The 26,707-nt window shown below is 37.5% G+C and carries 21 protein-coding genes and 1 riboswitch; of the genes, 10 read left to right on the forward strand and 11 right to left on the reverse strand.

Translation table 11 applies throughout. From position 1 onward, the window contains the following. The first annotated feature begins 117 nt into the window (after positions 1–117). Together rbsK and adhP are read left to right on the forward strand one after the other, a co-directional pair. On the forward strand, positions 118–1,044 hold the full coding sequence (gene rbsK / locus AC4G3L_RS15305) for a ribokinase (protein WP_491077859.1): 927 nt from the start codon (positions 118–120) through the stop codon (positions 1,042–1,044). A gap of 420 nt (positions 1,045–1,464) precedes the next feature. Next, on the forward strand, positions 1,465–2,490 hold the full coding sequence (gene adhP, locus AC4G3L_RS15310; protein WP_491077860.1) for an alcohol dehydrogenase AdhP: 1,026 nt from the start codon (positions 1,465–1,467) through the stop codon (positions 2,488–2,490). A 461-nt stretch (positions 2,491–2,951) separates the two neighbouring features. On the opposite strand, the gene AC4G3L_RS15315 is transcribed toward adhP, so the two are convergent. Continuing rightward, on the reverse strand, positions 2,952–4,301 hold the full coding sequence (locus tag AC4G3L_RS15315; protein ID WP_491077861.1) for an amino acid permease: 1,350 nt from the start codon (positions 4,299–4,301) through the stop codon (positions 2,952–2,954). A gap of 172 nt (positions 4,302–4,473) precedes the next feature. Next, positions 4,474–4,551: riboswitch (glycine riboswitch) on the reverse strand. A gap of 500 nt (positions 4,552–5,051) precedes the next feature. Beyond that, positions 5,052–5,963, reverse strand: a complete 912-nt coding sequence (locus tag AC4G3L_RS15320; protein ID WP_491077862.1) for a DMT family transporter — start codon at positions 5,961–5,963, stop codon at positions 5,052–5,054. 409 nt (positions 5,964–6,372) lie between these two features. Between AC4G3L_RS15320 and AC4G3L_RS15325 the strand changes: the two genes are divergently transcribed. Continuing rightward, on the forward strand, positions 6,373–8,190 hold the full coding sequence (locus AC4G3L_RS15325) for a carbon starvation CstA family protein (protein ID WP_491077863.1): 1,818 nt from the start codon (positions 6,373–6,375) through the stop codon (positions 8,188–8,190). A 388-nt stretch (positions 8,191–8,578) separates the two neighbouring features. Beyond that, positions 8,579–9,451, forward strand: coding sequence for a TRM11 family SAM-dependent methyltransferase (locus tag AC4G3L_RS15330; protein ID WP_491077973.1), 873 nt, complete (start codon positions 8,579–8,581; stop codon positions 9,449–9,451). 50 nt (positions 9,452–9,501) lie between these two features. Here AC4G3L_RS15330 and AC4G3L_RS15335 read toward each other — a convergent pair whose 3' ends face one another. The 7 genes from AC4G3L_RS15335 to qoxA form a co-directional block, all read right to left on the reverse strand. Further along, complete coding sequence (locus tag AC4G3L_RS15335) at positions 9,502–10,935, reverse strand: DHA2 family efflux MFS transporter permease subunit (RefSeq protein ID WP_491077864.1); 1,434 nt, start codon at positions 10,933–10,935, stop codon at positions 9,502–9,504. An 81-nt stretch (positions 10,936–11,016) separates the two neighbouring features. Continuing rightward, positions 11,017–11,574 (reverse strand): TetR/AcrR family transcriptional regulator, encoded by a 558-nt coding sequence (locus tag AC4G3L_RS15340; protein ID WP_491077974.1) that lies wholly within the window; start codon positions 11,572–11,574, stop codon positions 11,017–11,019. A gap of 262 nt (positions 11,575–11,836) precedes the next feature. Beyond that, complete coding sequence (locus AC4G3L_RS15345; RefSeq protein WP_491077865.1) at positions 11,837–12,145, reverse strand: DUF2628 domain-containing protein; 309 nt, start codon at positions 12,143–12,145, stop codon at positions 11,837–11,839. A gap of 262 nt (positions 12,146–12,407) precedes the next feature. After that, entirely contained in the window at positions 12,408–12,689 is a 282-nt protein-coding gene (gene qoxD / locus AC4G3L_RS15350; RefSeq protein WP_491077866.1) for a cytochrome aa3 quinol oxidase subunit IV, read from the reverse strand. Position 12,690: 1 nt separating this feature from the next. Beyond that, positions 12,691–13,287: a cytochrome aa3 quinol oxidase subunit III gene (gene qoxC / locus AC4G3L_RS15355; protein ID WP_491077867.1), complete on the reverse strand. Its 597-nt coding sequence runs from the start codon at positions 13,285–13,287 to the stop codon at positions 12,691–12,693. Continuing rightward, positions 13,284–15,230 (reverse strand): cytochrome aa3 quinol oxidase subunit I, encoded by a 1,947-nt coding sequence (gene qoxB, locus AC4G3L_RS15360; protein ID WP_491077868.1) that lies wholly within the window; start codon positions 15,228–15,230, stop codon positions 13,284–13,286. Before qoxB ends, qoxC begins: the two co-directional genes overlap by 4 nt. A gap of 33 nt (positions 15,231–15,263) precedes the next feature. After that, positions 15,264–16,202, reverse strand: a complete 939-nt coding sequence (gene qoxA, locus AC4G3L_RS15365) for a cytochrome aa3 quinol oxidase subunit II (RefSeq protein ID WP_491077869.1) — start codon at positions 16,200–16,202, stop codon at positions 15,264–15,266. A gap of 409 nt (positions 16,203–16,611) precedes the next feature. Between qoxA and AC4G3L_RS15370 the strand changes: the two genes are divergently transcribed. The 4 genes from AC4G3L_RS15370 to AC4G3L_RS15385 all read left to right on the forward strand — a co-directional run bounded on the left by AC4G3L_RS15370 (position 16,612) and on the right by AC4G3L_RS15385 (position 21,240). Beyond that, positions 16,612–17,202: a class I SAM-dependent methyltransferase gene (locus AC4G3L_RS15370; protein ID WP_491077870.1), complete on the forward strand. Its 591-nt coding sequence runs from the start codon at positions 16,612–16,614 to the stop codon at positions 17,200–17,202. 316 nt (positions 17,203–17,518) lie between these two features. Continuing rightward, a complete protein-coding gene (locus AC4G3L_RS15375) occupies positions 17,519–17,974 on the forward strand; it encodes a nucleoside deaminase (protein WP_491077871.1) in 456 nt (151 codons plus the stop codon). Between the two features lie 702 nt (positions 17,975–18,676). Next, entirely contained in the window at positions 18,677–19,357 is a 681-nt protein-coding gene (locus tag AC4G3L_RS15380) for a CAP domain-containing protein (RefSeq protein ID WP_491077872.1), read from the forward strand. A gap of 182 nt (positions 19,358–19,539) precedes the next feature. Beyond that, positions 19,540–21,240, forward strand: a complete 1,701-nt coding sequence (locus AC4G3L_RS15385; protein ID WP_491077873.1) for a glycoside hydrolase family 13 protein — start codon at positions 19,540–19,542, stop codon at positions 21,238–21,240. 228 nt (positions 21,241–21,468) lie between these two features. Here AC4G3L_RS15385 and AC4G3L_RS15390 read toward each other — a convergent pair whose 3' ends face one another. Next, positions 21,469–21,894, reverse strand: coding sequence for a MaoC family dehydratase (locus AC4G3L_RS15390; RefSeq protein WP_491077874.1), 426 nt, complete (start codon positions 21,892–21,894; stop codon positions 21,469–21,471). A 604-nt stretch (positions 21,895–22,498) separates the two neighbouring features. Here AC4G3L_RS15390 and AC4G3L_RS15395 point away from each other — a divergent pair. Beyond that, positions 22,499–24,046: an ABC transporter substrate-binding protein gene (locus tag AC4G3L_RS15395; protein WP_491077875.1), complete on the forward strand. Its 1,548-nt coding sequence runs from the start codon at positions 22,499–22,501 to the stop codon at positions 24,044–24,046. 16 nt (positions 24,047–24,062) lie between these two features. On the opposite strand, the gene AC4G3L_RS15400 is transcribed toward AC4G3L_RS15395, so the two are convergent. Then, complete coding sequence (locus AC4G3L_RS15400) at positions 24,063–25,574, reverse strand: DHA2 family efflux MFS transporter permease subunit (RefSeq protein WP_491077876.1); 1,512 nt, start codon at positions 25,572–25,574, stop codon at positions 24,063–24,065. A 186-nt stretch (positions 25,575–25,760) separates the two neighbouring features. Between AC4G3L_RS15400 and AC4G3L_RS15405 the strand changes: the two genes are divergently transcribed. Continuing rightward, complete coding sequence (locus AC4G3L_RS15405) at positions 25,761–26,654, forward strand: TetR/AcrR family transcriptional regulator (RefSeq protein WP_491077877.1); 894 nt, start codon at positions 25,761–25,763, stop codon at positions 26,652–26,654. Positions 26,655–26,707 lie beyond the last annotated feature (53 nt).

Genomic DNA, 26,707 nt, shown 5'->3' on the forward strand with positions numbered 1-26,707 from the left:
AAAAAATAGTTATTCTTACAGTTTAATCTACCAAAATAATCCTTTAGTATTATATTATAGTTGAAAAATTAGTATATAGAATCTTCTCTGTGAGGAAAAAATAAGGAGGATAAAATAATGGGAATTGCAGTTATTGGATCGAATATGGTCGATCTTATCTCATATATTGATCGAATGCCAAAAGAGGGAGAAACCCTGGAGGCTCCGGATTTTGAAATGGGTTGTGGAGGGAAAGGTGCCAATCAGGCTGTAGCGGCAGCAAAACTGGGCTCAAAGGTAATGATGGTAACAAAAGTAGGAGATGACATCTTTGCAGATAATACCATTCAAAATTTGGAGCGGTACGGCATTGATACAGAGTTTACCAATAAGGTTCAGGGAACCTCCAGCGGGGTTGCACCAATCTTTGTTGATCCGGATTCCAAAAATCGTATTTTAATTATAAAAGGGGCTAATCAATATCTTTTACCAGAGGATGTGGATAAAGCAAAAGAAAAGCTGAAGACATGTTCTTTGATTGTTCTTCAATTGGAAATTTCGCTCGAGACTGTTTATCGTGCTATAGAAATTGGGAACGAGCTTGGGATTCCTGTTATCCTGAACCCAGCACCAGCTACAAAAAAATTGGACTATAGCTATGTATGTAAATGTGACTTTTTCGTTCCGAATGAAAGTGAACTCGAGATTTTAACAGGTCTGCCTGTTTCAACGATTGAACAAATAGAAGCTGCTGCAGCCAGCCTGGTAGAGGAAGGGGTTAAAAACGTCATTGTAACGATGGGGAGCCGTGGTGTGATGTGGGTCACCGATAATGGGGCACATATTGTGGATTCATATAGGGTTGATGCAATTGACACTACGGGAGCTGGAGACGCGTTTATCGGCTGTTTTGCCCACTATTATGAACAGAATGGCAATGTTGTTCAAGCGATTAATATGGCCACCGCCTTTGCAGCATTAAGTGTCACAAAACGCGGTACTCAGAACTCTTATCCAAGTATTGATGAAGTTAATCTGTTTTTGAGTAAAAGGAAGGAATCATAAGCAGGATTCTAACTGTAAGTTCATATGGCTGCGAGCCGATTGTGCAGAGGTCATTCTTATCGCTAGTCATAGAGTAAGCTATTTAAAAGCATAAAATTGGAGAGCTATTATTTAACTTAAAAAAATCAAATTAGAAATATACGATTATTTTAAAAAGGACCGATAAAACCGGAACTCTGATTATGAAACTCAGGAAGTTAGAGCTAAAAGTCTAACTTCTTGAGTTTGTTTATTTAAGTTCAGAACTTGTGATACTCATATTTCATATTTTCTAACTTTATCTGATAGTTCGAAATGTATTTATATAATAATCTGATTATATAAAATTATTAAATATGTATTGCTTTTGCGAATAAACACAATTACAATAAGTATGTGAAACATTGAGCAATCTAATATACATACGGAGGAATGATTGGAATGAAAGCAGCTGTAGTGAGTGCAAAGAATCCTGGTAAAGTGGAAATTGTTGAAAAGGAATTACCTAAATTACAACCCGGTCAAGCTTTAGTTGATGTAGAATATTGCGGAGTATGTCATACAGATTTGCATGTAGCAAAAGGTGATTTTGGTGAAGTTCCGGGAAGAATTCCTGGGCATGAAGGAATCGGTATTGTAAAAGAAATTGCAGACGATGTGACAAGTTTAAAAGTAGGAGATCGTGTCAGCATTGCCTGGTTCTATAAAGGATGCGGAACTTGCGAATACTGTGTGACAGGAAATGAAACTTTCTGCCGCAGCGTACAAAATGCTGGCTTCACAGTTGATGGAGCGATGGCTGAACAATGTATCGTCGATGCGGACTATGCGGTTAAAGTACCTGAAGGGTTAGATCCGGCACAAGCAAGCAGTATTACTTGCGCAGGTGTAACTTGCTACAAAGCGATCAAAGTTTCTGATATTAAACCAGGTCAATGGATTGCTATCTATGGCTGTGGTGGCTTAGGTAACCTTGCTATCCAATATGCAAAAAATGTATTCAATGCAAAAGTAATTGCGGTGGATATTAATGATGATAAATTGGCATTATCTAAAGAAGTGGGAGCAGACCTTGTATGTAACCCATTAACTGATGGTGATGCAGGTGAGTGGATCCAAGAAAAAGTTGGCGGAGCTCATGCTGCTGTCGTAACAGCTGTTTCCAAAGTTGCTTTTAACCAAGCTGTAAACTCTGTACGTGCCACTGCTAAAGTTGTTGCAGTAGGATTACCTCCTGAAACAATGGATTTGGCTATTGTGAAAACCGTATTGGATGGTATTCAAATCGTTGGATCCTTAGTAGGTACACGTAAAGATTTAGAAGAAGCTTTCCAATTTGGAGCAGAGGGCAAAGTAGTGCCAATCGTAGAAACAAGATGCCTGCATGAAGTAAATGATATTTTTGAAGAAATGGAAGCAGGTAAGATCCAAGGCCGTATGGTCATCGATATGCACAAACACGAATAATTCCAATCAATATCCTTTTATACAATAAAATTTTGGCAGCCTTACATTCCATTCATTCGGATGTAAGGCTGCTTTTTTTATACTTTTTATTGGATTTAAGAGGGCTTAGTACATAGAAAACGTATTTAACATCCTGGTTTGATTTTAAGTGAAAAAGTTGTATATGAAGGGGATATCGATCAAAAAATCATGCCATTCTGGAATTTAATTTTAATTTATTTTTAGATACAGTGGATCTCGATCCTTTCACAGCGATTATACCGCAGAATAAGGAGCAACTAGAGAATGATAAATAAAGGAAATAGATCTTTAAACTATTTTAACTGAGTTTGGTATCGTGCCGGGCTCAATTTTCATTAAGTCACTGACTGCTGGTCGTTCATACAGTGTATATGATAAAAAATGCACTCTAATTGTTTGATCATACTTAACAATTAGAGTGCATTATTATTAATGAGCTATTATCTTGATCTCTTCTTTTTCTGAAAGTTATATAAAGCAATCAATAAGATAAACCATAATGGTGTCAACAACATGGATAAACGTGTTTCTGCAGCAAAGAGCATCACGATTAATATGAAAGCAAACATACCCAGTATCACGTAATTTATAACTGGTGTTAATGGAGCTTTAAATGTAGTTGAAGCTCTTAAATCAGGCCTTGTTTTGACATATCTAATATGGGAAATCAAAATAATGCTCCATACCCAAATAAAACAGATAGCGCTGATTGTTGTAACGATTGTAAAAGCCTGCTCTGGTATCAGCTTACTAAGCAGTGCACCTATTGAAACTACAATTGTAGAAGTAAATAATGCATGACTAGGTACATGATGTTTATTTAATTTAGAAAAATTTTCAGGCGCTTCTTTGTTATTGCTTAAATTGTAAAGAATACGGCTGGTTGAGAATAGTCCGCTGTTTGAAGCAGAGGCTGCAGAAGTTAAGACAACAAAGTTAATGATACCCGCTGCCATTGGAATACCGATTAAGGCAAATACCCCCACAAATGGACTGCTTGTTGCACTTAATTGATCCCAAGGGTTTATGCATAAAATTACAAATAAAGCACCTACATAAAACAGCAAGATCCGAACGGGTATTTTGTTGATAGCAGATGGAATGTTCTTTCGCGGATTAGCTGTTTCAGCAGCTGATACACCAATAAGTTCAACTCCTACAAAGGAGAAGACAACCATTTGCAGAGATAGTAAGAACCCCGATATTCCATTCGGGAACATGCCGCCATGATTCCAAAGATTAGAAATAGAAACAGTTCCGCTATCCGTTTCAAAACCAATCACAAGGAGTACGATTCCTATGATAATAAGTGCAACAATAGTGACGACCTTTATAATGGCAAACCAGAATTCTAACTCACCAAAGAGTTTGACGGTCAAAAGATTTAATCCTAAAAGAATCACTAAACAGATGATGGCAGGTACCCATTGCGGGATATCAAACCAGTATTGTGTATATAACCCAACAGCGATAATATCAGCCATGGCCGTCATAATCCAGCAGAACCAATACGTCCAGCCAGTTACAAATCCAGCCCAGGGGCCAAGATATTCAGCAGCAAAATCAATGAAGGACGTATAGCCTGAATTGGATAAAAGTAATTCTCCTAAGGCTCTCATCACAAAAAATAAAGCAATCCCTATAATCAAATAAGAAAAAATAATGGAAGGACCGGCTAAATGTATCGATTTTCCGGAACCTAAAAATAAGCCGGTACCAATAGTACCCCCTATTGCAATCAGTTGTACATGACGATTTTTCAAGTCTCTTTTTAACTCTTGTTTAGCCAAGTTGCATGCCCCCGTTTATTCTTAGATGTCTAAAACAGGCACCTAGTAAAATAGATAATTGTCATACTTTCTCTTTATTTAGATGCAATGTCCCACCTCACGATTGATGATTGGACAATAAAAAAAGAGATTGGTAGTCTCCAATCTCTAAAAGGGCTAAAATAACAAAAATCGTTACCTTTCTGTCCTTTTGCCTGAGATTGTGAATCCTTCGGCGCTGTAAATATACAGTCTCTCCAGAAGCTGCTCCCGCTATAGTTTTATCCACAGCGATCAATGCATGCTATATTAAATTTTTAATAAAATTTCAGAAAAATGATATGACAAAAATGCTATCACTAAATTAATATGTTGTCAAACGTATTGCAGGTAGTTGTTTAATCTGATGAAACCGTGATTATAGAGGATGTTGTAAAGTAAACTTCAAAGGCCATTCCAAAATAAAAACTATGTAAAAATAAAATATAGGTAAATTGCATTTAAAGCTTTATATAAGGAAAAAAGAAGGGGATGGATTGTGTCTATTAAATAGAATGAGACTTTTGGATTACCAAAGGATGAAACGAATTAATTAGATACAAAACAAGGGATTTGAAATCAAAAGAGAATACTACCAGATTCATAGGAAGAGCGGTTGAATACTTTTCTTTTTATGGTTAAGGGAAGGAGGGCATAACAAAAAGACCAAATCAATGAAGATTTGGTCCTTGATATGCTCGTACAAGAACGGAATTACATACTTTTTTAAATCTACAATTCATCCGCAATTCCAAGCAGGATAATACCGAAAATGACAAATGCGATGATCATGTATTGTTTTTTTGTCAGCTTCTCTTTTAGGAAGATTCGTGACAGGATGACTGAAAAGATACTGTAAGATGCAATTAAAGGTGCCGCGATAATGGCATTTCCTGATGACAAGGCAAAAACATAGAAGAATTGCCCAACCGTTTCCAAAATAGCTGCGATACCTTTATCCCGTTCTTTAAATACATGGAAGGATTCCTTCTTGATAAAACGCAGATAGATAAAGGATACAGCTGCGCAGATGAAAAAGGTATATTCATAAGCTAATAACGCTGAATTTTCGCTGATTAATTTTAATTCATCCAGATAGATGGCATCCGCAAAGGTACCAAGCCCATCAATAATACAATATAAAATCGGGAAGATGATGGCCAAAAAACCGATTTGATATTTTTTATCGATATGCTCAGAATTCAGTAGACGTGCTTCATCTTCTGCTCTTTTTTCCAGAACGGCAATTCCGACAATCCCTAGAGTGATGATGATAATCCCGAGTACTTCCAGGATACTCAGCTCATGAGTGAAAAAGATGAAAAGCAGAATACTTGTTACGGCACCTGATGAATTCTGTATCGGTGAAGCGATGGACAATTCAATATAGCGCAAACCAATATATCCAAATGCCATGGATAGGATGTATAAAGCAGATACAGGCAAATATTTAATCATATCCATTGGATTAAACTGTATATCTTTTATAATCATATAGGCAGTTGCATGAATTCCCATTACAAGACCAACCATGATTATAATTTTTATATGGCTGTACTTGTCATTGCTATCTGTTCCTTTTTTGTAAAATAGGTCAGCACCGCCCCAGGCTAATGCTGTTAGAAGTGAAAAAATAAACCACATAATGATTCTCCTTGTTGAAGATTTTCTATATTAGAACTGTTGATGTTTAATAGGCTTGCAGAACTCCGAGTAAGTGACAACCAGGAAAGGTTTGGTTTTCTGAAAGAAACTTGACTGATGTCGCTAAAGGGAGAGGAGTGCTAAGTATTCTTGAACATTAACAGAGTCATAGAGTCAAGAATATAATTTCATACTAAAGCATGTCAAGGCTTTTAAAGATAAAATCGTACCCAATGAATTTGCCTCATTAAGAAAGGGCTTTCTTTTTATTTTTCTCAAATTTTACAATATAATGAAAATGTTAGCAGACGATTTATTAGAGGATGGAAAGATTGAATACATGGGAGGGTGGCATTGGTTAGAATTAGTCTCAATTAATAGATACATAAAAAGAGGAGGGAATAGTAAAATGAATGCAATTACTATAGTGATTGGTTCTATCTGCATCCTTTTAATCGCCTACCGTCTGTATGGGACGTTTATGGCAAACAAAGTTTTGAAGTTATCTGATGATACGCCAACACCAGCAGAAAAATTTGAGGATGGGCAGGACTATGTGCCGACCAATAAATGGGTTGTATTTGGACATCATTTTGCAGCCATTGCTGCTGCCGGACCATTGGTTGGTCCAATTCTGGCAGCTCAGTTTGGTTATTTACCTGGATTGATTTGGTTACTTGTTGGAGCGGTAATCGGAGGAGCTGTTCATGATACAGTTGTTCTTTTTGCCTCTATGCGCCGGGATGGTAAATCATTATCTGAGGTAGCAAAAGAAGAACTTGGACCTGTAGCGGGATTTTGTACGGGCTTGGCCATGCTATTCATTATTACGATTACGATGGCAGGTTTGTCATTGGTTGTACTTGGAGCACTGGAAAGAAACCCATGGGGGACATTTGCAGTAGGGATTACAATACCGATTGCGATGTTAGTGGGAATCTATCATAAGAAAACAGGAAACTTAAAAATTCCTACGACAGTTGGTTTTATCTTAATTATGGCTGCTATTTTCTTTGGACCTCAAATTCAGGGGACGTGGTTGGGCGATTTCTTAACACTTGAAAAAAGCACTCTTGCTATTATTTTACCAGTCTATGCATTTTTCGCCGCAGCTCTTCCTGTTTGGCTATTGCTTGCACCACGTGATTATTTAAGTACATTTATGAAAATTGGCGTTTTCGCCGCACTCATCATTGGCGTATTTATTGTTAACCCTTCTGTTGAGTTCCCGGCCATTATTCCTGACTTCATAAATGGGGGCGGTCCAATTGTGGCCGGTCCGGTTTGGCCGTTTATTTCGATTACGATAGCTTGTGGAGCGATCTCGGGATTCCATGCTTTTGTTGGGTCAGGAACCACACCTAAAATGGTTAGCCGTTGGAGGGATATCAAAGGTATAGCTTTTGGTGCAATGTTAGTAGAATGTTTGGTAGCCATTATGGCATTAATTGCAGCTGTTGCTCTTCAGCCTGGCGATTATTTTGCAATTAATTCTACTCCTGAAGTCTATTCTACATTAGGAATGGAAACAGTCCATTTAAATAGATTGGAAGAAGCAGTAGATATGGACTTGGAAGGAAGAACAGGTGGTGCAGTAACCCTTGCTGTCGGTATGACAGAAATCTTTACCAGTGTACCATTCTTCCAAAACCTGGCTTCCTACTTCTATCAATTTGTAATCCTGTTCGAAGCGGTATTTATTTTAACGGCGATTGATTCAGGTACCAGGGTTGCCCGTTATCTCATCCAGGATTTCTTTGGAGACTTTATCAAACCGCTTAAGCGAACAGATTCTGTCGGAGCTAATATTTTTGCTAGTGCACTGGCCTGCTTTATTTGGGGATATCTATTATTCTCTGGAGATATCAGTTCCGTCTGGGCTCTGTTTGGGGTTTCCAACCAATTGATGGCCTCCATAGGATTGATAGTAGGAGCCACCGTTGTTTTGAAAATCGCAGAGAAACGCTGGTATATGCTAACTTGTTTAATTCCATTGGCCTATCTATATGTAACGGTTAATGTCGGGGGATACTGGATGATTAAGAATGTATATTTAAATCCAGATGCCGGTGGATATAATGTCTTAAATGGTATTCTATCTATTATCATGCTTGGATTGGGTCTCGTCATTATGGTGGCTTCCATCATTAAATGGATTAATCTATCCAAAATTCCACAAGCAAAGTTGATCAAGCAATCAGAGAAGGAACTGCATCATCATATGTAAAATTAGAACAGGTAGAGGAACAAATAGTTTTCTCTACCTGTTTTTTTATATGTTTTAAAAGAAATAAATCATTAAAGTGTGGGGGATTTCTGGCAATGCTACATGCTTCTGTATACCAGGAGCACAGCTGATCTTTACATCCAATGGCTTAAGGGTTACTTACACCTCATGATTCATAATCTACTTCAATAATCATTTTTAAGATTACTTCAAGTGATGTATATGCATTACTATATGTATGATATTTTCGTTTCCTATTAAAATACTTTATAATAAGCCTGTTAATCTATTTAAGTGATTGTTCTAAAGAATATAAGGAATAGGATTGGTGAAGCCAATTTATATCTATACGTATGGATGCAGTTCAGAGGATGAACCTCTATGTAAAATGGAATTCAGGGCACTGTTTAATTCGAATCCTGAAAATCTCGTATTTAAAAGTCCAAAAAAAATCAATCCAAGCAGAAGCCCCTTTATCAGGGAAAGAATAGAGATTCTCATTGAAGGGGACAGTTTGGAGACGATTTATCAGAAGGCAGGCGAGTTATCCTTCCCTGATCAGACATTTAAAACGATATTTGTGAAAACGAATGATTTAGAAGATAAAGTAAGCTTCATTCGTCGAAGAGAGATTGAACGTGAAATAGGATTGCAAATCCAGGCTGAAGCTAATTTGGAAAAGCCGGATATTGTTCTCGGCATCATTACTTGCGGTGGTAAATGGTATGTAGGGATTTATGAAAAAAATGAAGCGGTTTGGTTGCATCATCAAAAGAAACCACGTGAGTATTCGACAGCTCTCAGTACTAGAATGGCAAGGGCAGTTGTTAATATTGCGATTCCCAATCCAGATGGTATCAAAGCGATTGACCCATGCTGTGGCATTGGAAATGTATTGGTAGAGGCCCTATCAATGGGAATTACGATTTGTGGACGTGATATCAAGCCCTTGCCAGCTATCGGAGCCAGGGAAAATGTAGCTCATTTTGGATATAGCTGTGATATTAAAATAGGTGCAATTGAGGAAATTACGGAGCACTATGATGCAGCTATCGTTGATTTACCCTATAATTTATGCCATACAGCGACTTCTGAAGAACAATTATCGATTTTAAAGCATGCAAATCGCATCGCAGACAGGGTAGTAGTTGTGACAGGGGAACGGATCGATAGCATGATGAAGGAAGCTGGATTAAGCATACAGGACCGATGTGAAGCGAAAAAGACAGGATTTACGAGAGAGATTTTATTATGTTTTTAGATTTATAAAATAAGAGGATGGCAAATGCCATCCTCTTATTTTATTCACTTTTAAACATCCACGCGTTTGATGAAGAAGGATACTACCAATCCAATAATGGAGGCAATAAACGCAAATAGAAAGGCGTTTTGCACACCTGCTGTCATAGCTTCAGAGACAGCAAGTGGATTAGTAGGATCTGCAGTAGCCATATAGCTTGCCTGGCCAGCTGACATGATGCTGACAGCAACGGCAGTTCCAATCGCTCCTGCAATTTGCTGAAGGGTATTCATGACGGCAGCTCCATCAGGATAAAACTGTCTTGGCAATTGGTTTAACCCGTTTGTTTGCGAAGGCATCATAATCATGGCAACTCCGATAAACATGCATGTGTGCATGATGATGACCGTTAATTGTGTAGTTTCGGTTGATATATTTGTAAATAAGTAAGTAATTATTGTTGTTAAGATAAAACCGGGAATAACTAAGTATTTCGGTCCAAACGTATCAAATAATTTACCCGTAATTGGAGACATGATTCCATTCACAATTCCACCGGGCAATAAGACAAGGCCGGCTGCTAGAGCTGGCAATAACAGTCCGCCCTTTAGGTACATAGGCAATAAAATCGCTGAGGATAAAATGATCATCATTCCCAGGAATACCATTAAAAGTCCAATGGAGAACATAGGGAACTTAAATACGCGTAAATTAAGCATTGGCTGTTCCATTTTAAACTGGCGGAAAGAAAATAGGATAAGGCTGAGTGCCCCAACAATGATCGGTAAAAGAACAGCTGGGTCGCTCCATGAGCCAGCACCCTCTCCGGCACTGCTAAATCCAAAGACGATTCCTCCAAAACCAATGGATGACAGAATAATGGAGAGAATATCTATTTTTGGTTTCGTGATTGTTGATACGTTCTGCATATAAATGAGACCAAATATGAACGTAAAGATAAGTAAAGGTAAGCAAATCCAGAAAATCGCTTGCCAGCTCAGGCTATCTACGATCAATCCTGAAAGAGTGGGACCGACAGCGGGTGCACACATAATGACAAGCCCCATCATCCCCATAATTGTTCCTCGTCTATGAGGCGGGTATATAACCATAATAACGTTTGTCATTAACGGTAGTAAGAGACCTGTTCCTATAGCCTGAATGACACGGGCTAATAGAAGAATGGCAAAGTTAGGTGCCATAGCTCCTACTAATGTTCCTGCGATTGAAAAAATGAGGGATGCGCTAAATAGTTGCTTAGTAGTAAACCATTGGAGCAATAATGCTGTTACAGGCACAAGAATCCCCAGTACAAGTAAATATCCGGTTGTTAACCATTGAACAACATGGGGACCAATGTGAAAGTCATCCATAATGTTTGTAAAAGCCATATTTAAGGCCGTTTCACTAAAGAGTCCAATAAAGGCACCAATCATAATAGCAATCACAATTGGAAGTGGCTTAATTTGTTTGTTTTCTAAATTTGCAGCTTGATAATTACTCAAATAATATTCCCCTTTCATTATGTATCATTACTAGACCAGTCTATATAATAAGCAGATTAAGGATTATGCATTTTTATTTGCTTATTTCTTTATTATATCGGGCAGACATTCAGAAACATTTAGTAAAGGCTGGCCATTTTTATTGGTTAACGAGCGAGTGATGGCTCCTTCTATCATGGAGTTTACTAGCATACTTAAACGGAACGCTTTTTCTGGTTCAAAGCCATCTTGAATCATTTTGTCATAATAAAGTGATTCCCAGCATTCGAATGCAGATTTACACGCTTTGCGTAAAGGTTCGCTCATTAAGGATGTTTCTGCTGCCAATAGTCCAATTGGTAAACCTTCAAAAAGGTCATTCTCATTGAAATGTTTAGCGATTTTATCAATATGATATTGTAAGGCCTCTAAAACATGATCATACTGATTCATTGCGAGTTTAATATCATCTTCAATTTGAACGGACATTCTGTTGACTGCTTCCACGGCCAGTTGCTCTTTACCATCCGGAAAATGATAATATAAAGATCCTTTAGGTGCACCGCTTTCCTTCAGAATTTGGTTTAAGCCTGTCGCATGATATCCCTGTATGTTAAAAAGGCGAGTAGCTGCCTCTAAAATTTTTTGACGCGAGTCCATTTTTGCACTCACATGGAATCCCTCTTTTCAAATATAATGACTGGTCTATATAAATGAGCAGCTGTTTTATTCTATAAGGTGGCAATATTTTTGTCAATCACTCGTTGTAGATTTATTTTTTTTGTGAGATTAGATGGATAGGAAGAGTGGTTGAGGTGATCAATAGGTTTTTCCAATGAAAATAGAGGAATGGGTGAAATGTTAAAGAAATGGTCCCTTAAGCCAAATACAAAACTTTGAGCTAATTGGGACCATCATAACTTTAAGCGGCTAACAGCTGTTTTTTTATCAATATTTCCCGATCTGTAGCATATACAGGGCGGTAGCCGTTTGTAAGTAGATTTTTTATATAGATTTTATTATAGATAAAGGCAAATATAGCGCTTGTTAGCAGTGCGCCTAATCCAAATGCAAAAAGATTAATCGTGATGGATATTAAAAGCATAATCGTAGCCCATTTATAATCCTTGCGCAGCAATGCAGGGAAAATTCCAAAAAATAGAGTGGTCCAGCTGAAGCCAAGCTTCGTCTCTTTTATGATGCCTTCTTTATTTATTAGAGATATTTTCATACAATCACTCCTGTGTCATATAGTTCCATCATAAAAGAATTTTTTAAATGAATACATGGTAGTTTATAGAAGCATGCTTGGTGTTGGAAGATAATTTGGAAAACGAAGATTATTTCTACTGATTCATTATCATTTATTTATGATAAAGAAAACCAACAAGGAAGACGGGGAAGGAATGGGTTCTCTGACTAAAGCAAACTCGTAAATAGAAAAACGGACAGAGAGAATAAACTCACTGTCCGTTTCATTTAGGTTTTGTATTTCACCAATCCCAAAGCAAGACGAACATGGAACCGAAGATGGTAACTGCGGCTACAAATAATGCATAAAGGATATTGGTATAAAGTGTCCTTCTTTCCTTGGATTCATTGATATGCATGAATAGGAAAAGTTGTAAACTTGCTTGAAGGCAAGCAGTGATAAGCAAAATAGCCATTTTAATTCCGAATGATACATCCAGGAAAAGAACTAATAATGCTGCCACTGTCAGAGCGATGGATGATAAAAATCCAATGATATGCTCTTTAGGGAATAACTTAGCCATTTTACATCAGTCCTTTCAGGTAGACGAAGCTGAAGATGAAAATCCAGACAACGTCCAGGAAGTGCCAGTACAGAGAAAAAATAAATGCTTTGTTAGCTGTAAGGTGATTGATCCCGCGTCTGCTTACTTGAATCAGAATTGCAATTCCCCACAGAATCCCACCAGTTACGTGAGCCCCGTGTGTTCCAAGCAATGTAAGCAATGCTGACGTAAAGCCACTTGTTTGGATGGATGCTCCTTCGTGTACATAATGGAAGAACTCGTAAATCTCAATACCCAGGAAAGCTAATCCAAGGACAAGCGTAATCGAGAACATAACCATCATTGCTTTTTTCATGCCCATACGCATAGCGTGAATAGCAATTCCAATCGTAAAGCTACTTGCCAAAAGAATAAACGTTTCAGCTAAAACTCCCCCAAGAGCGAAGATATCGCTCCCGGCAGGTCCGTCTCCCGTACGATTTTCAAGTACTAAGTAGACAGTAAACAGTGTAGCAAATAAGACAATCTCGGCTCCAAGGAAAATCCAGAAGCCTAATATTTTAAGCTGATTTTGTTCAGTGCTATATTCCAGTGGTTGAGAGGCATCTATTTTCATTTTGTCTCACCTCGCAATTTTCTTTCTTCTTCTTCAATTTCTCCAACAGATATATGGAATCCATGATCATCGTTGAAGGAACGTGCAAACATTAAATAAATAATTGGAAGTGCCGTGATAATCGCCGGAATCCACATACTGAATACCATGAAGAATCCCCAGAAGAAGAAGCATACAGCCATGAGAAACGGCTTAAAGTCACTATTTGGCATGTGTATTTCTTCAATTTTCCGTGTAAACAGATTATGTGTACCTTTTTTATGATCCCACCAGGAATCTACAGAGTCTACTTCCGGTGTGATGGCAAAGTTATATGCCGGAACAGGAGTTTTTGTTGCCCATTCCAGTGTACGGCCACCCCATGGATCTGCGTCTCCTGCTAATCTTGGAGCATAACGGAAGCTCCAGTAGAAGCTATAAACAAGAACGATGAAACCAATTGCTAAACCAGCAGCACCTATTGATGCGATAAGGTTCAAAGGTCCATATCCAGTTTCTTCAGAGTACGTATACATTCTACGGTTCATTCCTTTAAGTCCCAATGCGAATAGAGGGAGGAATGTAACGTTGAATGAAATAGAGATAATCCAGAATGCTATTTTTCCTAATTTCTCGTCTAATTTGAAACCAAATATTTTAGGGAACCAGAAGTACATGCCCGCCAGTACGCCAAACACGGTACCTGGTATTAAAACATAGTGGAAATGGGCTACAAGGAACATCGTATTATGGTATTGATAATCCGCACTTGCCATTGCCAGCATAACACCTGTCACTCCACCAAAGGTGAAGATTGGTATAAAAGCAAGGGCGTAAAGCATTGGTGTGGTGATTTCAATTTTCCCTTTATACATCGTAAGAAGCCAGTTAAATATCTTAACCCCTGTCGGTACAGCAATTAACATCGTTGTAATCGAGAAGAAGCTATTTGCCATTGCTCCCTGACCCATTGTATAGAAATGGTGAACCCATACAGTAAAGGATAGGGCAGAGATGGCAAGCATACTGAATACCATCGATTTATAGCCATACAGATTTTTCCTTGAAAATGTTGAAATAACTTCACTGAATATACCAAAAGCAGGAAGAATAACGATATATACTTCTGGATGGCCCCAAACCCAGAATAGGTTGGCCCATAGCATATCCATTCCGCCATCTTGCATAGTGAAAAATTGTGTGAAAAACAAACGGTCAAACATCATCAACGCTAGAGCTACTGTTAGAACAGGGAACGCAAAAACGATAATGATGCTAGTGATTAAAATAGACCAAGTGAACATTGGCATTTTCCACATTGTCATACCAGGTGCTCTCATTTTTAAAATCGTAACGATAAAGTTAACACCAGTCAGCAGTGTTCCAATACCGGCAATCTGAATCGCAATACTGTAATAGTTATTCCCAACAGTTGGGCTGAATTCAATACCTGCAAGCGGGAAATAGGCTGACCAGCCGGCATCCGGTGATCCACCAATAACGAAAGAGATATTAAAGAGCATTGCTCCGGCAAAGAATAACCAGAAGCTGATTGCGTTTAAATAAGGAAAAGCAACGTCACGTGCCCCAATTTGAAGAGGCACAACAATATTCATTAAACCGATAATAAAAGGCATAGCCATAAACAAAATCATAACAACACCATGCGTTGTAAAGATTTCGTTATAATGCTGTGCATCAAGCAAGCCATTTTCAGGCTTGGCCAACTGCCCACGCATTAATAAGCCATCGACACCGCCACGGAATAACATAACTAAAGCACAGAGAATATACATAACCCCAATACGTTTATGATCAACAGTGGTAAGCCATTCATCCTTAAGCCAGCGCCATTTCTTAAAATAAGTCAAGCCGATAACGATAGCGAGGGACACAGCGACAATACTGACCATTGCGCCATAGATTAACGGGCCACCGTGTACTAAAAATTTATCCAAATCCAAGGTTGCAACTCCTTTCTTGTAGAAAGCTTTATTTTAATGATTTGAATGATCTTCGTGTTCTGAATTTCCTTTTTCTGTATCTTCATCAAAGGTATTGTCTGCTTCATTACTCTCATTTGATGGAGATGGTTCAGAACCAGAACCATGATGATGTCCTTCAGGTGGAGGACTGAAATCCAAGTGAGTGGAAGAATAAGATTCTCTGCCGACGTGTGCAGTATCGAGCAGTTTTTCAAATTTTTCTTCTGTTAACTTATCTTCGTTTGTTTTTACATCGTTAACCCATTCTTCGAAATCTTCCTGAGTCATAGATAATGCTTCAAAATCCATATGGGCATATCCTTCTCCACTGAAGTTTGCATTTCTACCCATCATGGAAGCTGGTGTTTCAGCTACGAAATTTAATTTTGTTACCATGTCACTCATGGCATATTTCTGCCCGCCAAGCTGCGGAATCCAGAAACTTGTAATTGGTCCGTATGAATATAGACGAAATTCTACGACTCTATCAACTGGGATATTTACATAATTAACCGTCTCAATGTCTTGTTCCGGATAACTGAAATGCCATTTCCAGTTTGAAGAAGAAGCGTAGATGACAAGTGGTTTTTGATCTTCATAGCCTTTTGGTTTACTTTCCACTTCAAATGTAGTTTTAACTGTAACTACTGCTAAAATGGCTACAATGATAATCGGTATTACGGTCCATGTTATTTCGAGCGCTTTGCTGCCTTCCATATGAGGAGGCTCGTAATCTTTTGGAGTTTTGGATGCACGGTATTTATATAAAATAACGATAAAAAGTACATAGACTGTTATTACAACGGCGGCCATCATCGCCATTGAGAAAAGAATGGCATTGGATTGCGTTTTCGCTACAGGACCGTTTGTGTCAAATACAACCCAGTCACATCCGGCTAGCATTAGAATAGACGCCATCATGGAACTCAAAAGTGCCCATTTTTTATTCATATTTTTCCCCTTCCTAATGTAGTAAGTAAGTTTAAGCTATGTAAGGGAAATTCATGTAAATTTGCACACTGGAATAGTTATTATTTCCCTTGCGTGTAGCTATTTAGGTATAATTCTTACATTTTCCATACCCCTGATTTTCAATATAATAACTGGGTTTCAAAATTACAAATATATGAAACTAAAAGAAGACATGGAAATCTTCAATTTTGACAAAGTTGTGAACAAATTAACATTTAATTATATTGTTAGAATAAATTGTAAAAATATATACTTAAAAGTGGAGATTTAGGCGAATACTGGGTTATTAAATTTGAAGATGTCTATTATATAGAAAAAGACTTTCGAACAGTATCGAAAAGGCTTAAACTAATGGATTAAGGTAGACAAGAAAAATGGGAGTTAGATAATGAAAGAAAAAGAATACGATGATTTATTACATATAAATACGGTCGGTAATCAAGCTGGTTTTTATCGTTCCTTTCATTACCATAGATATGAACCAACGCCGTATTGGATTTTGGAAAGATTATTGGATGAGTATGACATTAAATACGACGATCATGTCGTAGATTTTGGATGCGGAAAAGGGAGGCTGAACTTCTTAATCCACCACAAAACGGGGGCCTATGTAAGTGGGATAGAAATGAATGAGCAATTTATTAGTGAAGCTGAGGAAAATCTCAAGAACTATCCTTACAAAGGGAAAGAGCGTATTAAGTTTTACTGTTGTCTGGCTGAGGAGTATGAAGTTAAGCCAACCGATAATAAATTCTATTTTTTTAATCCTTTTACGATTCAAATTTTCCGGCAGGTTCTTAATCGTATTCTATTATCCGTTGAAGAGACATACCGTGAAGTGAATTTGATATTGTATTATCCATCTGAAGATTATATCTACTTTTTAGATAATCAAACGGCATTTGAATTGTATAAAGAGATTGTACTAACAGAAGAGAATCCGTTTGAAAGAATTCTAATCTACCGGCTTGCTTATTAATTGGAGTAAAGGTATTTCAAGTGGAGAAGCCTTTATATACATTTAGTTCGGATAATATAAGAAAAGTATGTGAAGCGGTATCCTCGAAGGAGATTGGAGAATAAGTAAGGTGTAATAAAGTTATATCTCAGCTGGAAAAGAGTCAGGGCTATATCAGAACTTGGAGAGCCCCGGCTCTTTTTCAGGATAAAGTAGTGAAGTGTTTTGATCAGGTGATATCTGGAATATTAATCGTCATGTGATACTATAGATCTAAAGTAAAAACAGACATAAAATACGACATCCTTAGATAAACCAATTATTGGGGGTTAGACGTATGAATCCATATATGAAAGCTGCTGTAGAAGAAGCATACGAAGGAATCAAGCAAGGGCATGGCGGACCGTTTGGAGCTGTCATAGTCAAGGATGGAACGATTATTGGTAAGGGCCATAACAGGGTGATTAAGGAGCTTGACCCAACCATGCATGGAGAAATTGTTGCCATTAAAGATGCATGCCGTCAGATAAATCACTTTGATTTATCTGGAGCAGAGCTTTATACAACGGCTGAACCTTGTCCAATGTGTTTAGGGGCCGTACTTTGGGCCGGCATAACGAAGGTTTATTATGGATGCGATCGATTAGATACGGATAAGATCGGTTTTAGAGATGATATTTTTTATAAAATGATTGATGGGAAGCTATCGTATGATTTGCTCCAAGTGGATCATAAAGAATGTGATGAACTATTCAAAGCATATCAAGTAATGGGGAATAGGGTGTCCTATTAAGCTATGTATAATTATGTGAAAAATCATCGATAATCATGGAAAGCGAAATTGCTGGAAATTACTTCTCCGACTGATTATGTAAAGATTGATACTTCGGCGGTGACAATTTGGTAGGGAGCAGGTAATAATCTGCTCCCTTTTATTGAATTAAAATGAATTATGATAAGGGTACTTTCTGCGATAGCCCACGTGTATTTGAGCAACTATCACCAAACCTGTTAATTATCCATCCAAGTGGTGCAACGTTCTTTCCTCGATATTCAATTCTTTAGCTAAGCGTGTGAGATTTATCCCCCTTCTACCAGTGGTCTAGCAATCTCCATTCAATACTCTTGATCATAGTGTTTCTGTTCCATATGAACACGTAATTTAGTTATTTAAAAATAACTGCAATGCTTGTAACAAGCTTGTAGTATTAGTAAAGAATTCACTGTTTTTTACATGCTGTCAATAGTTATTTTATAGGATGAAAGTGGCAATTTTACAAAAAGAGGGACTTGATTATCATAATTTGGTAAAAATAGTATGATAAGTGGGTTTATTGATATATCAATATATTAAGATAGGTATCTCCTATTTGAGAAGGATATCTATTATCCTATCTTTACTTGTCTGGTAGTTTATGGTTCAAATATTACAAAAAACTCATGTTACGATATGGTTGTCGATTGAACAAACATCATGACAGGAGGAGATTTATCGATGAAACGTAAGCTTATCGTTACAGTTGCTGCAGCAGCGGCACTATCTTTTACAGCTATGACAGGTGCGGAGGCTGCCTGTGTATCTTCTAAACCGAATACAACCACTTCATATAAAGTTATATACGGAGGAATGATTAAATTCCCGGGTGGATTTATTCAATGCCCGAATAGTAATAACACAGAACAGAATTCTAATTCCGGCGCAACTGGTTCGGTAGAAGAAAATAACCAAAATACAAATACTCCAACAGTTGAAGAAAATAATTCTGATTCTAATCAAACTGAATCAAGCGATTATGAAGTAAGTGCGTATGAGCAGGAAGTTCTTGAGCTTACCAATGCGGAGCGTGCCAAGCAAGGCTTGGAACCATTAACTTTGGATACAGAGTTAAGCCAAGTGGCACGTGTAAAATCTGAGGATATGCAAAAGAATAATTATTTCAGCCATACCAGTCCAACTTACGGATCTCCATTTGATATGATGGAGCAGTTCGGAATTTCATATAGAGCAGCAGCGGAAAATATCGCTATGGGACAACGTACACCGGAAGAAGTGGTAAATGCATGGATGAATAGCGATGGCCATAGAAAAAATATTTTAAGTTCAAGCTATACTCATATTGGAATTGGTTTTGTAGAGAATGGAAACTACTGGACACAAATGTTCATTGGTAAATAAGAGAATGAAATTATAATAGATTCCGAATAAGGCTGTCCCAAAAGGAAGTGAAAACTTACCTTTAGGGGCAGTTTTTTATGATCTCAGAAATTATATTACTTTTTGTATAAAATGTAAAAGAAGGTGAATTGTGGGTAATATATAAGTATAATGCACATAAAATACATATTAGAGGTGGAGATATGGAGAAGCTATGGTGGAAGGAAAGTGTCGTTTACCAAGTTTATTGGAGGAGCTTTTATGATAGTAATGGAGATGGATATGGAGATTTACGTGGTGTAATAAAGAAACTCGATTATATAAAAAAGTTAGGGGCAGATGTCATCTGGCTCAATCCTTTTTATCTTTCCCCTGATCAAGATAACGGATATGATATCTCTGATTATTATTCCATTATGCCTAAAGCGGGCAGTATGGAGGATTTTGAGGAATTAATTAGTGAAGCAAACAAAAGAGATCTGAAAATTATACTGGATTTAGTCGTAAACCATACATCAAATGAGCATGAGTGGTTTAAAGAGTCTAAATCCAGCAAAGATAGTCCAAAAAGAGATTGGTATATTTGGAGAGATGGCGTTCAGGAGAATCCGCCGAATAATTGGCGTTCCTATTTTTCCCCGTCTGCATGGGAAAATGATGAACAAACTAAACAGTACTACTTTCATTCATTTGCAGCTGAACAGCCGGATTTAAATTGGGAGAACGAAGAGGTACGCAATGAGATATATCGAGTCATGCATTTTTGGCTGAAGAAAGGAATTAAGGGTTTCAGGCTTGATGCCATCGCTCTGCTTGCGAAGCCGGAGGGGTTTCTAGATGCGGAGGATCCTTATGATATTCGTTATCTGGCCAATCATCCGAAAGTACATGATTATTTACGGGAGATGAATGAACAGGTATTGCGTCATTATGATATGTTAACTGTCGGAGAGGTCGCTTTTGTGTCACCGGAGCAGGGTTTATTATATATAGATAAGGACCGTCATGAATTGAATACCTTGTTTCACTTTGAAGTATGTGATGAAATGCCGACTTGGGACTTGAAAAAATTTAAAGAGATTCAGAAAAGATGGTATGAAGAGTTAAAGGGGAAGGGCTGGAACTCACAATTTCTAAATAATCATGATCATACAAGAGTGGTTACCAGATATGGTGATGATAATGAGCACCGTGTTCAATCAGCTAAGCTATTTGCGGCTATGATTCATTCTTTGCCGGGGATTCCCTATATTTATCAAGGAGAAGAAATAGGTATGACAGGGATTCGTCTCTCTTCGATTGATGAATATAATGATATTGCGATGAAAAATCAGTACGCTGAATTAGTTTCTAAGGGAGCGGACCCACAAGAGGTACTTTGTAATTTACAGCCACTGAGCAGAGATAATAGCCGTACACCCATGCAATGGACCAGTGGGAAACAGGCGGGATTCACAACAGGCGAGCCGTGGATTGGGGTTAATCCGAACTATCAAACAATTAATGTGGATAACGAATTACTCCATTCAAATTCCATCTTTTATTTCTATCAAAAACTAATTGAGTTAAGAAAAAAGCATAAGGTCTTCGTATATGGAGACTATCAGGAAATTTTCAAAGGGCATCCTCATCTTTACGGTTATATAAGAAGCTATGCGAATGAGACGATATACTTTGTCTCGAATCATCAGCCGAAATCGATTGAGATTAATCTGGAAAATGAAATGGACTTGAGCAAATCATCTTTACTAATTACCAACTATAATGAAGCACCAACTTATAAATTGAATGCCTATGAAGCGCGTATTTATTTAGTCTCAAGAGGACAAGAAGGCTCCGGGAATACGTTAGGATTAGAAAAGAGTATAACGGATAAACGGGACAAACAGAAAACGGAAAGTTGACATGGATTCCATCGGCAGTGATATAGGATTTAATCAAAGGCTCTTTTCATAAACACTGTTGCTAATAGTTAAAAAAGGGAGACGGTGAAAAGCCGTCTTCTTGTTCCGCTAAAGTCCCTATTAATGTAAGTCATTTTTTCACAATGTATTAAAAACAACTCCTTAATCTAGCATAAGTTCGAGACTGGAGTTATTAAATAGAATATTTACTTTCTGCTCAATATCCCTTCATTGTTTTATTAATACGGACAAGTCACCCTCAAAAACTTTTTCTTCTTTATCATTGAAAGTAGTTAACAGTACTGTAAGAATTCCCGTTTCATTTTTCTTAGCTTCCTTATCAATAACCTCAACAATGGTATGTAATTCATCATTAGGATACACGGGCTTAATAAATTTTATATTATTCATCCGTGTTCCAGCAATGACATCATCACCATAGATGCCTTGTTCAATCCACAGCTTAAATGAAATGGCTAATGTATGTATACCAGAAGCGATGATTCCATTAAACCTTCCTTGATTTGCTTTTTCCTCATCCAGATGCATATATTGAGGGTCAAACTCAGTTGCAAATCTCATAATATCCTCTTTAGATAATTTGAATGATTTAGTTTCGAACACCTGTCCAACAGTAAACTCACCTAACTTCATTAATACACCTCTATTTATTAATTTATCTACTCGTTTATATTAGCATCATATATTCAGCAAGATAAAATAATAGTCCAAGTCTTCTTTCACTAACCCACCCCTTTAGTAGCTTAAAGAAGAACCACCTATTTTACAGCTTGTATTATTTAGATACTGTTAAGAATCGAATTCTCTCAGGAATCTTTTCATCTGTTAAAGGACCCAAAATAATCATTTAAAAGTATATTTATCTGCCCAATCAAAGATAATATAACTAGATTCCGAATAATTCGGAGGGTGGTTCTGAACGAGAGAATGCTGTTCCGAACGATTCGGAAGGGGGCTCCGAGCAGAACTTTGAAGAAAAACTGGTACAATTATGGATTCACGTGATGGAGCAATAAAGGATACCTAATAGAGCATCACTTTATCCCGATTGTCCATTCGATTCCACAAGAGTAAACAGCATGAGAATAAGGCAAGAGAGAAAACAGAATGAATCTGACTCTCTTCTTTTTGATGAATAGAATGAAGAGGAATCGCCTGTACATACTAATACTATTTAGTACTTGGACTACTTGGTACTGGCTTTAGTAAAGCGTTAGTTCAGCGGGGGATAAAGTTGATGAAAATAATGAAAATAATCCTGATTCTTATTCTGGCAAGCGGATGGCTGTATGTTGGAGCGGGAGTCAGTAGAGCAACAACCACTAAGGATGAGTTAACATTGGCTTTGACACCAGAGGCAATTAAAGGCGTTGACCCTTTAGTATTTTCCTCAGCCAATGCTACTGCAATCATTCAAAGTACTTTATTATCGTTTGATAAGGATATGGAACTTACGTATGATCTAGCTGATGAGTATCAGATTAGTGATGATAAATTGACCTGGGAATTTAAAGTTAGAGATGATGCTTATTTTTCGAACGGTGAACAAGTTAAAGCAGATGATGTAGCTTTTACATTTAATACAGCTAAGCATAATGGATGGTTGGATTTATCTTTATTAAAAGAAGCCGTGGTGGTAGATGATTACACGGTCCATTTTCGATTGAAGAAACCTCTATCTACCTTTAGTTATACAACTGCTCAACTGGGAATCGTTCCTGAAAATCATTACGACGATTTTTACGCACTAGATCCCATTGGTTCGGGACCTTTTATCTTAAAGGAATGGAAGGAAGGTAAACAAGCAGTTTTCATTAGAAATGAACGGTATTATGGAAATAAACCTTTTTTTAAAAAGATTACGATGCTTTTTATGGATGAGGAAGAGGCCTATGCTGCGGCACAAAAGGGATTGGTGGATGTAGCTCAAACATCCCCTGCTTATGCAAATGTCGGTGTGGATGGAATGGAGATCAATAGCTTTAAAGGCATTGATCAATATGGGATTGCCTTTGTTACCGCTCCATCAGGAGCAGAAATTGAAGGGAAGCAGGCAGGAAATGATGTAACGAGTGAATGGTCAATCAGACAGGCCATTAATTTAACGGTTAATCGTGAATACATTATAGATGAAGTTTTATATGGGTACGGGGAAGAAGCATACAATAATGCTGATCAGCTTCCATGGGGCTACAAAGATATAGAGCCAGAATATCATAATATACAAAAGGCTGAGGAAATTCTAGAAATAGCGGGTTGGACAGATAGGGATGAAGATGGTGTTCTTGAAAAACAGGGACTCAAAGCAAGATTTAATCTACAGTTTTTGGAATCTGATTGTACAGCACATGCAATGGCGAAAATCTTCAAGCAACAATTGAGAGAGCTGGGTATTGAGGTGGAATTGGTTGGTCAAACATGGGAGGAAATCAGTTCAAATAAGTTTAAAGATCCGATTATAATGCGCGCAGGTAATCATAATCCCTTTGATGTATATCGCAGGTATCATACGAATAGTATTGGAACCGGATTTTATAATACGAATTTATATTCTTCTGAGGAAGTGGATCAATTGATGGAGGGGGCACTAGCCAACGGTGATTTTAAGCTGTGGCAAATGATTCAGAAGCAGATTGCAGAGGATGTGCCATGGATGTGGTTGGTTAATCCCGACCATTTATTCTTTGCAAAGAAAGAGCTAAAAATAGGCGAGCAGACGTTTCAATCAAATGAGCAACCTTTATTTGTTTTAAATAATATCGAGGAATGGAAATGGGAAGAATAATATAAAAAACCTCTCCTTAATGGGAGAGGTTTTGAGTTTCTTGTGATTCAATTTGTTCATCAGCTCTCTTTGGACGTTTAACAAAGAAGGCAAGGAAAAGAGCCAGTGCAGCGATAAAGGTAGCTACATAGAAGGCATCGTTAATTCCATTAACCGTGGCTTGAGCACCTATTTCCGCCTTCATTTGAGCAATAGCTTCAGGACTTGGTTGGCCTGTCAGTTTGCTCATTGCTTTTTCAGCTAATTCTTCCGCATGTATTTTCGTACGGGATGTCATGACCGAAACAAGCAAGGCAGAACCAATTGCCCCGGACACTTGATTAAGTGTACTATTCATGGCTGTACCGTGTGGATTTAATCGGGCAGGCAATGAATTCATCCCGTTAGTCATAATCGGCATCATGACCATTGACATCCCGAACATACGAATAGAATACATCACAATTAATGTTCCGTAAGTAGTATCCGTTGTTAATTGACTGAAGAAATAAGTTGTAGCGACTGTGATGGCTAAACCGATTACGGCAAGAACACGACCGCCAAATTTATCAAATAATTTACCTGTAATAGGTGACATAATTCCCATAATGATTGCACCTGGAAGCATTAATAAACCAGAGTCTAATGGGGATATACCACGTATATTTTGCAGGTAAATTGGCATTAAAATCATGGCTGAAAACATCGCCATATTCAAAACAATTGATATAGCTGAAGATAATGAGAACATTGGATATTTATAGACACGGAAATCAAGCATCGGCTTTTCCAATTTGAATTGGCGAACAATCAACAAAATCAAACCGATTACACCGGCAATCAGTGTACCGAATACTTCAACATCTCCCCAGCCTTTACTGCCGGCTGAGCTGAATCCATATAACAATCCTCCAAATCCGATGCTTGAAAAAATAACGGATAAGACGTCTAATGTAGTGTTATTTCTTTCTTTCGTATCTTTTAATTTAAAGATTGAAAGCAGTAAAACAATAACGGCGAAAGGAATGATCATATAGAACAGATATCTCCATTCATAATGTTCAATAATCCAGCCTGATAATGTAGGACCAATAGCAGGTGCAAAAATCATAACAAGTCCTAAGATCCCCATCGCACCACCGCGTTTTTCAATTGGGAAGCTCGTTAAAAGAACATTCATTAAGAGCGGCATCATAATAGCAGAACCTGCTGCCTGAATCATTCTTCCAACTAATAACAATGCGAAACTTGGTGCAAAACCAGAAAAAACTGTTCCGATTGTAAAGAGTATCATGGCGGTTATAAATAAGTTTCTAACCGAGTATTTTTGAATTAAGTAGGCTGTCGTAGGAATGATAATGCCATTTATCAGCATATAACCTGTTGCTAGCCACTGAATCGTTGTTGCCTCAACTTTAAAATCTGCCATCATGGACGGTAAAGCAACATTCAATAATGTTGAGTTCAATATAGATACAAATGCACCGGCTAAAAGAATAGCTATGATTCCATAATTAGGACGCACTTGTTGTCTTTCAATTGCTGTCATGTACTTCTCTCCCTTTTTTATACTATGTGTTTAATTTTTAGACTCTAAATCCATGTTGAATATATTACTCCCATTCCCCTCATTTGGCAATTAAAAAAATTCAGTATATATAAATTTGTATTTACCCAAGATTTGAGCTAATATACACTCAAATAACTGAAGTCATTAGGAATGGATTGAGTTGTCATGAACGTAAGAAAAAAGCAAGTCATTAACCATGCGAAAAAGCTTTTCATTGAAAAAGGCTATAGAAATACATCTATTCAAGAAATTTTAGAAGATAGCGGTATTTCCAGAGGAACTTTTTATAATTACTTCCCGTCTAAAAGTGAACTATTCAAAGCTGTATACGATTCGTTCCTGGAAGAGTATCACCAACAGCGGGATGAAATGATTATTGGAAAAAATCTAAGTGATATAGACATTTTTATAGAACAACTTCATATACAAAGAAAATCACATTCCCATAATCAATTATTTGTTCTTATAGAGGATGTAATGGTTTCGAACGATGTCGAATTAAAAGAGTATTTGAAACAAACGCGATGGTTATATTTAAATTGGATTCATAACCGTCTGGTCGATATATTTGGGGTGGAGAAGAAACGATATTTATTAGATTGTGCGATTCTTCTTTCCTCCATGATCCAACACCACTTGCACTTTTATAGTATAGCAAAGGGAAATAACGATACGGAAAGAGCCATTCGGTATTATTTAGATTGCATTAAGGCGATTGTTGATGATGTGAGTAAAAATGATGTTGTTTTACTCGAACCGGAAGTATTAAATCGATTTATTCCAGATGGTCCTAAGGGAAATAGGGATTTTTGCTACGATTTAATCCAATCCGTTAACAAACTGAAAACTTACCTTGAACAAGAGGTTTTTGAAGCTGAGTATCGCGCGGAAAAGTTGCAAATAATTGAATTTCTGCAAGATGAACTATTGCATAATAAAGCCCCGCGACATTATTTGGTTAAAAATATGATTGCTTCATTAAACGAGGATCCTGCCTTAATGAGCACTGCCTGTTATGGGAAGTTTCAAGAGATCATCATGGAATGGTTGGATAAGTAATCAAAAAAGCCGTGCTATGCAAGTTGTTTACTAGAGTATGGTGTTTTAGATAA

The sequence above is a fragment of the Bacillus sp. z33 genome, from assembly GCF_058313615.1.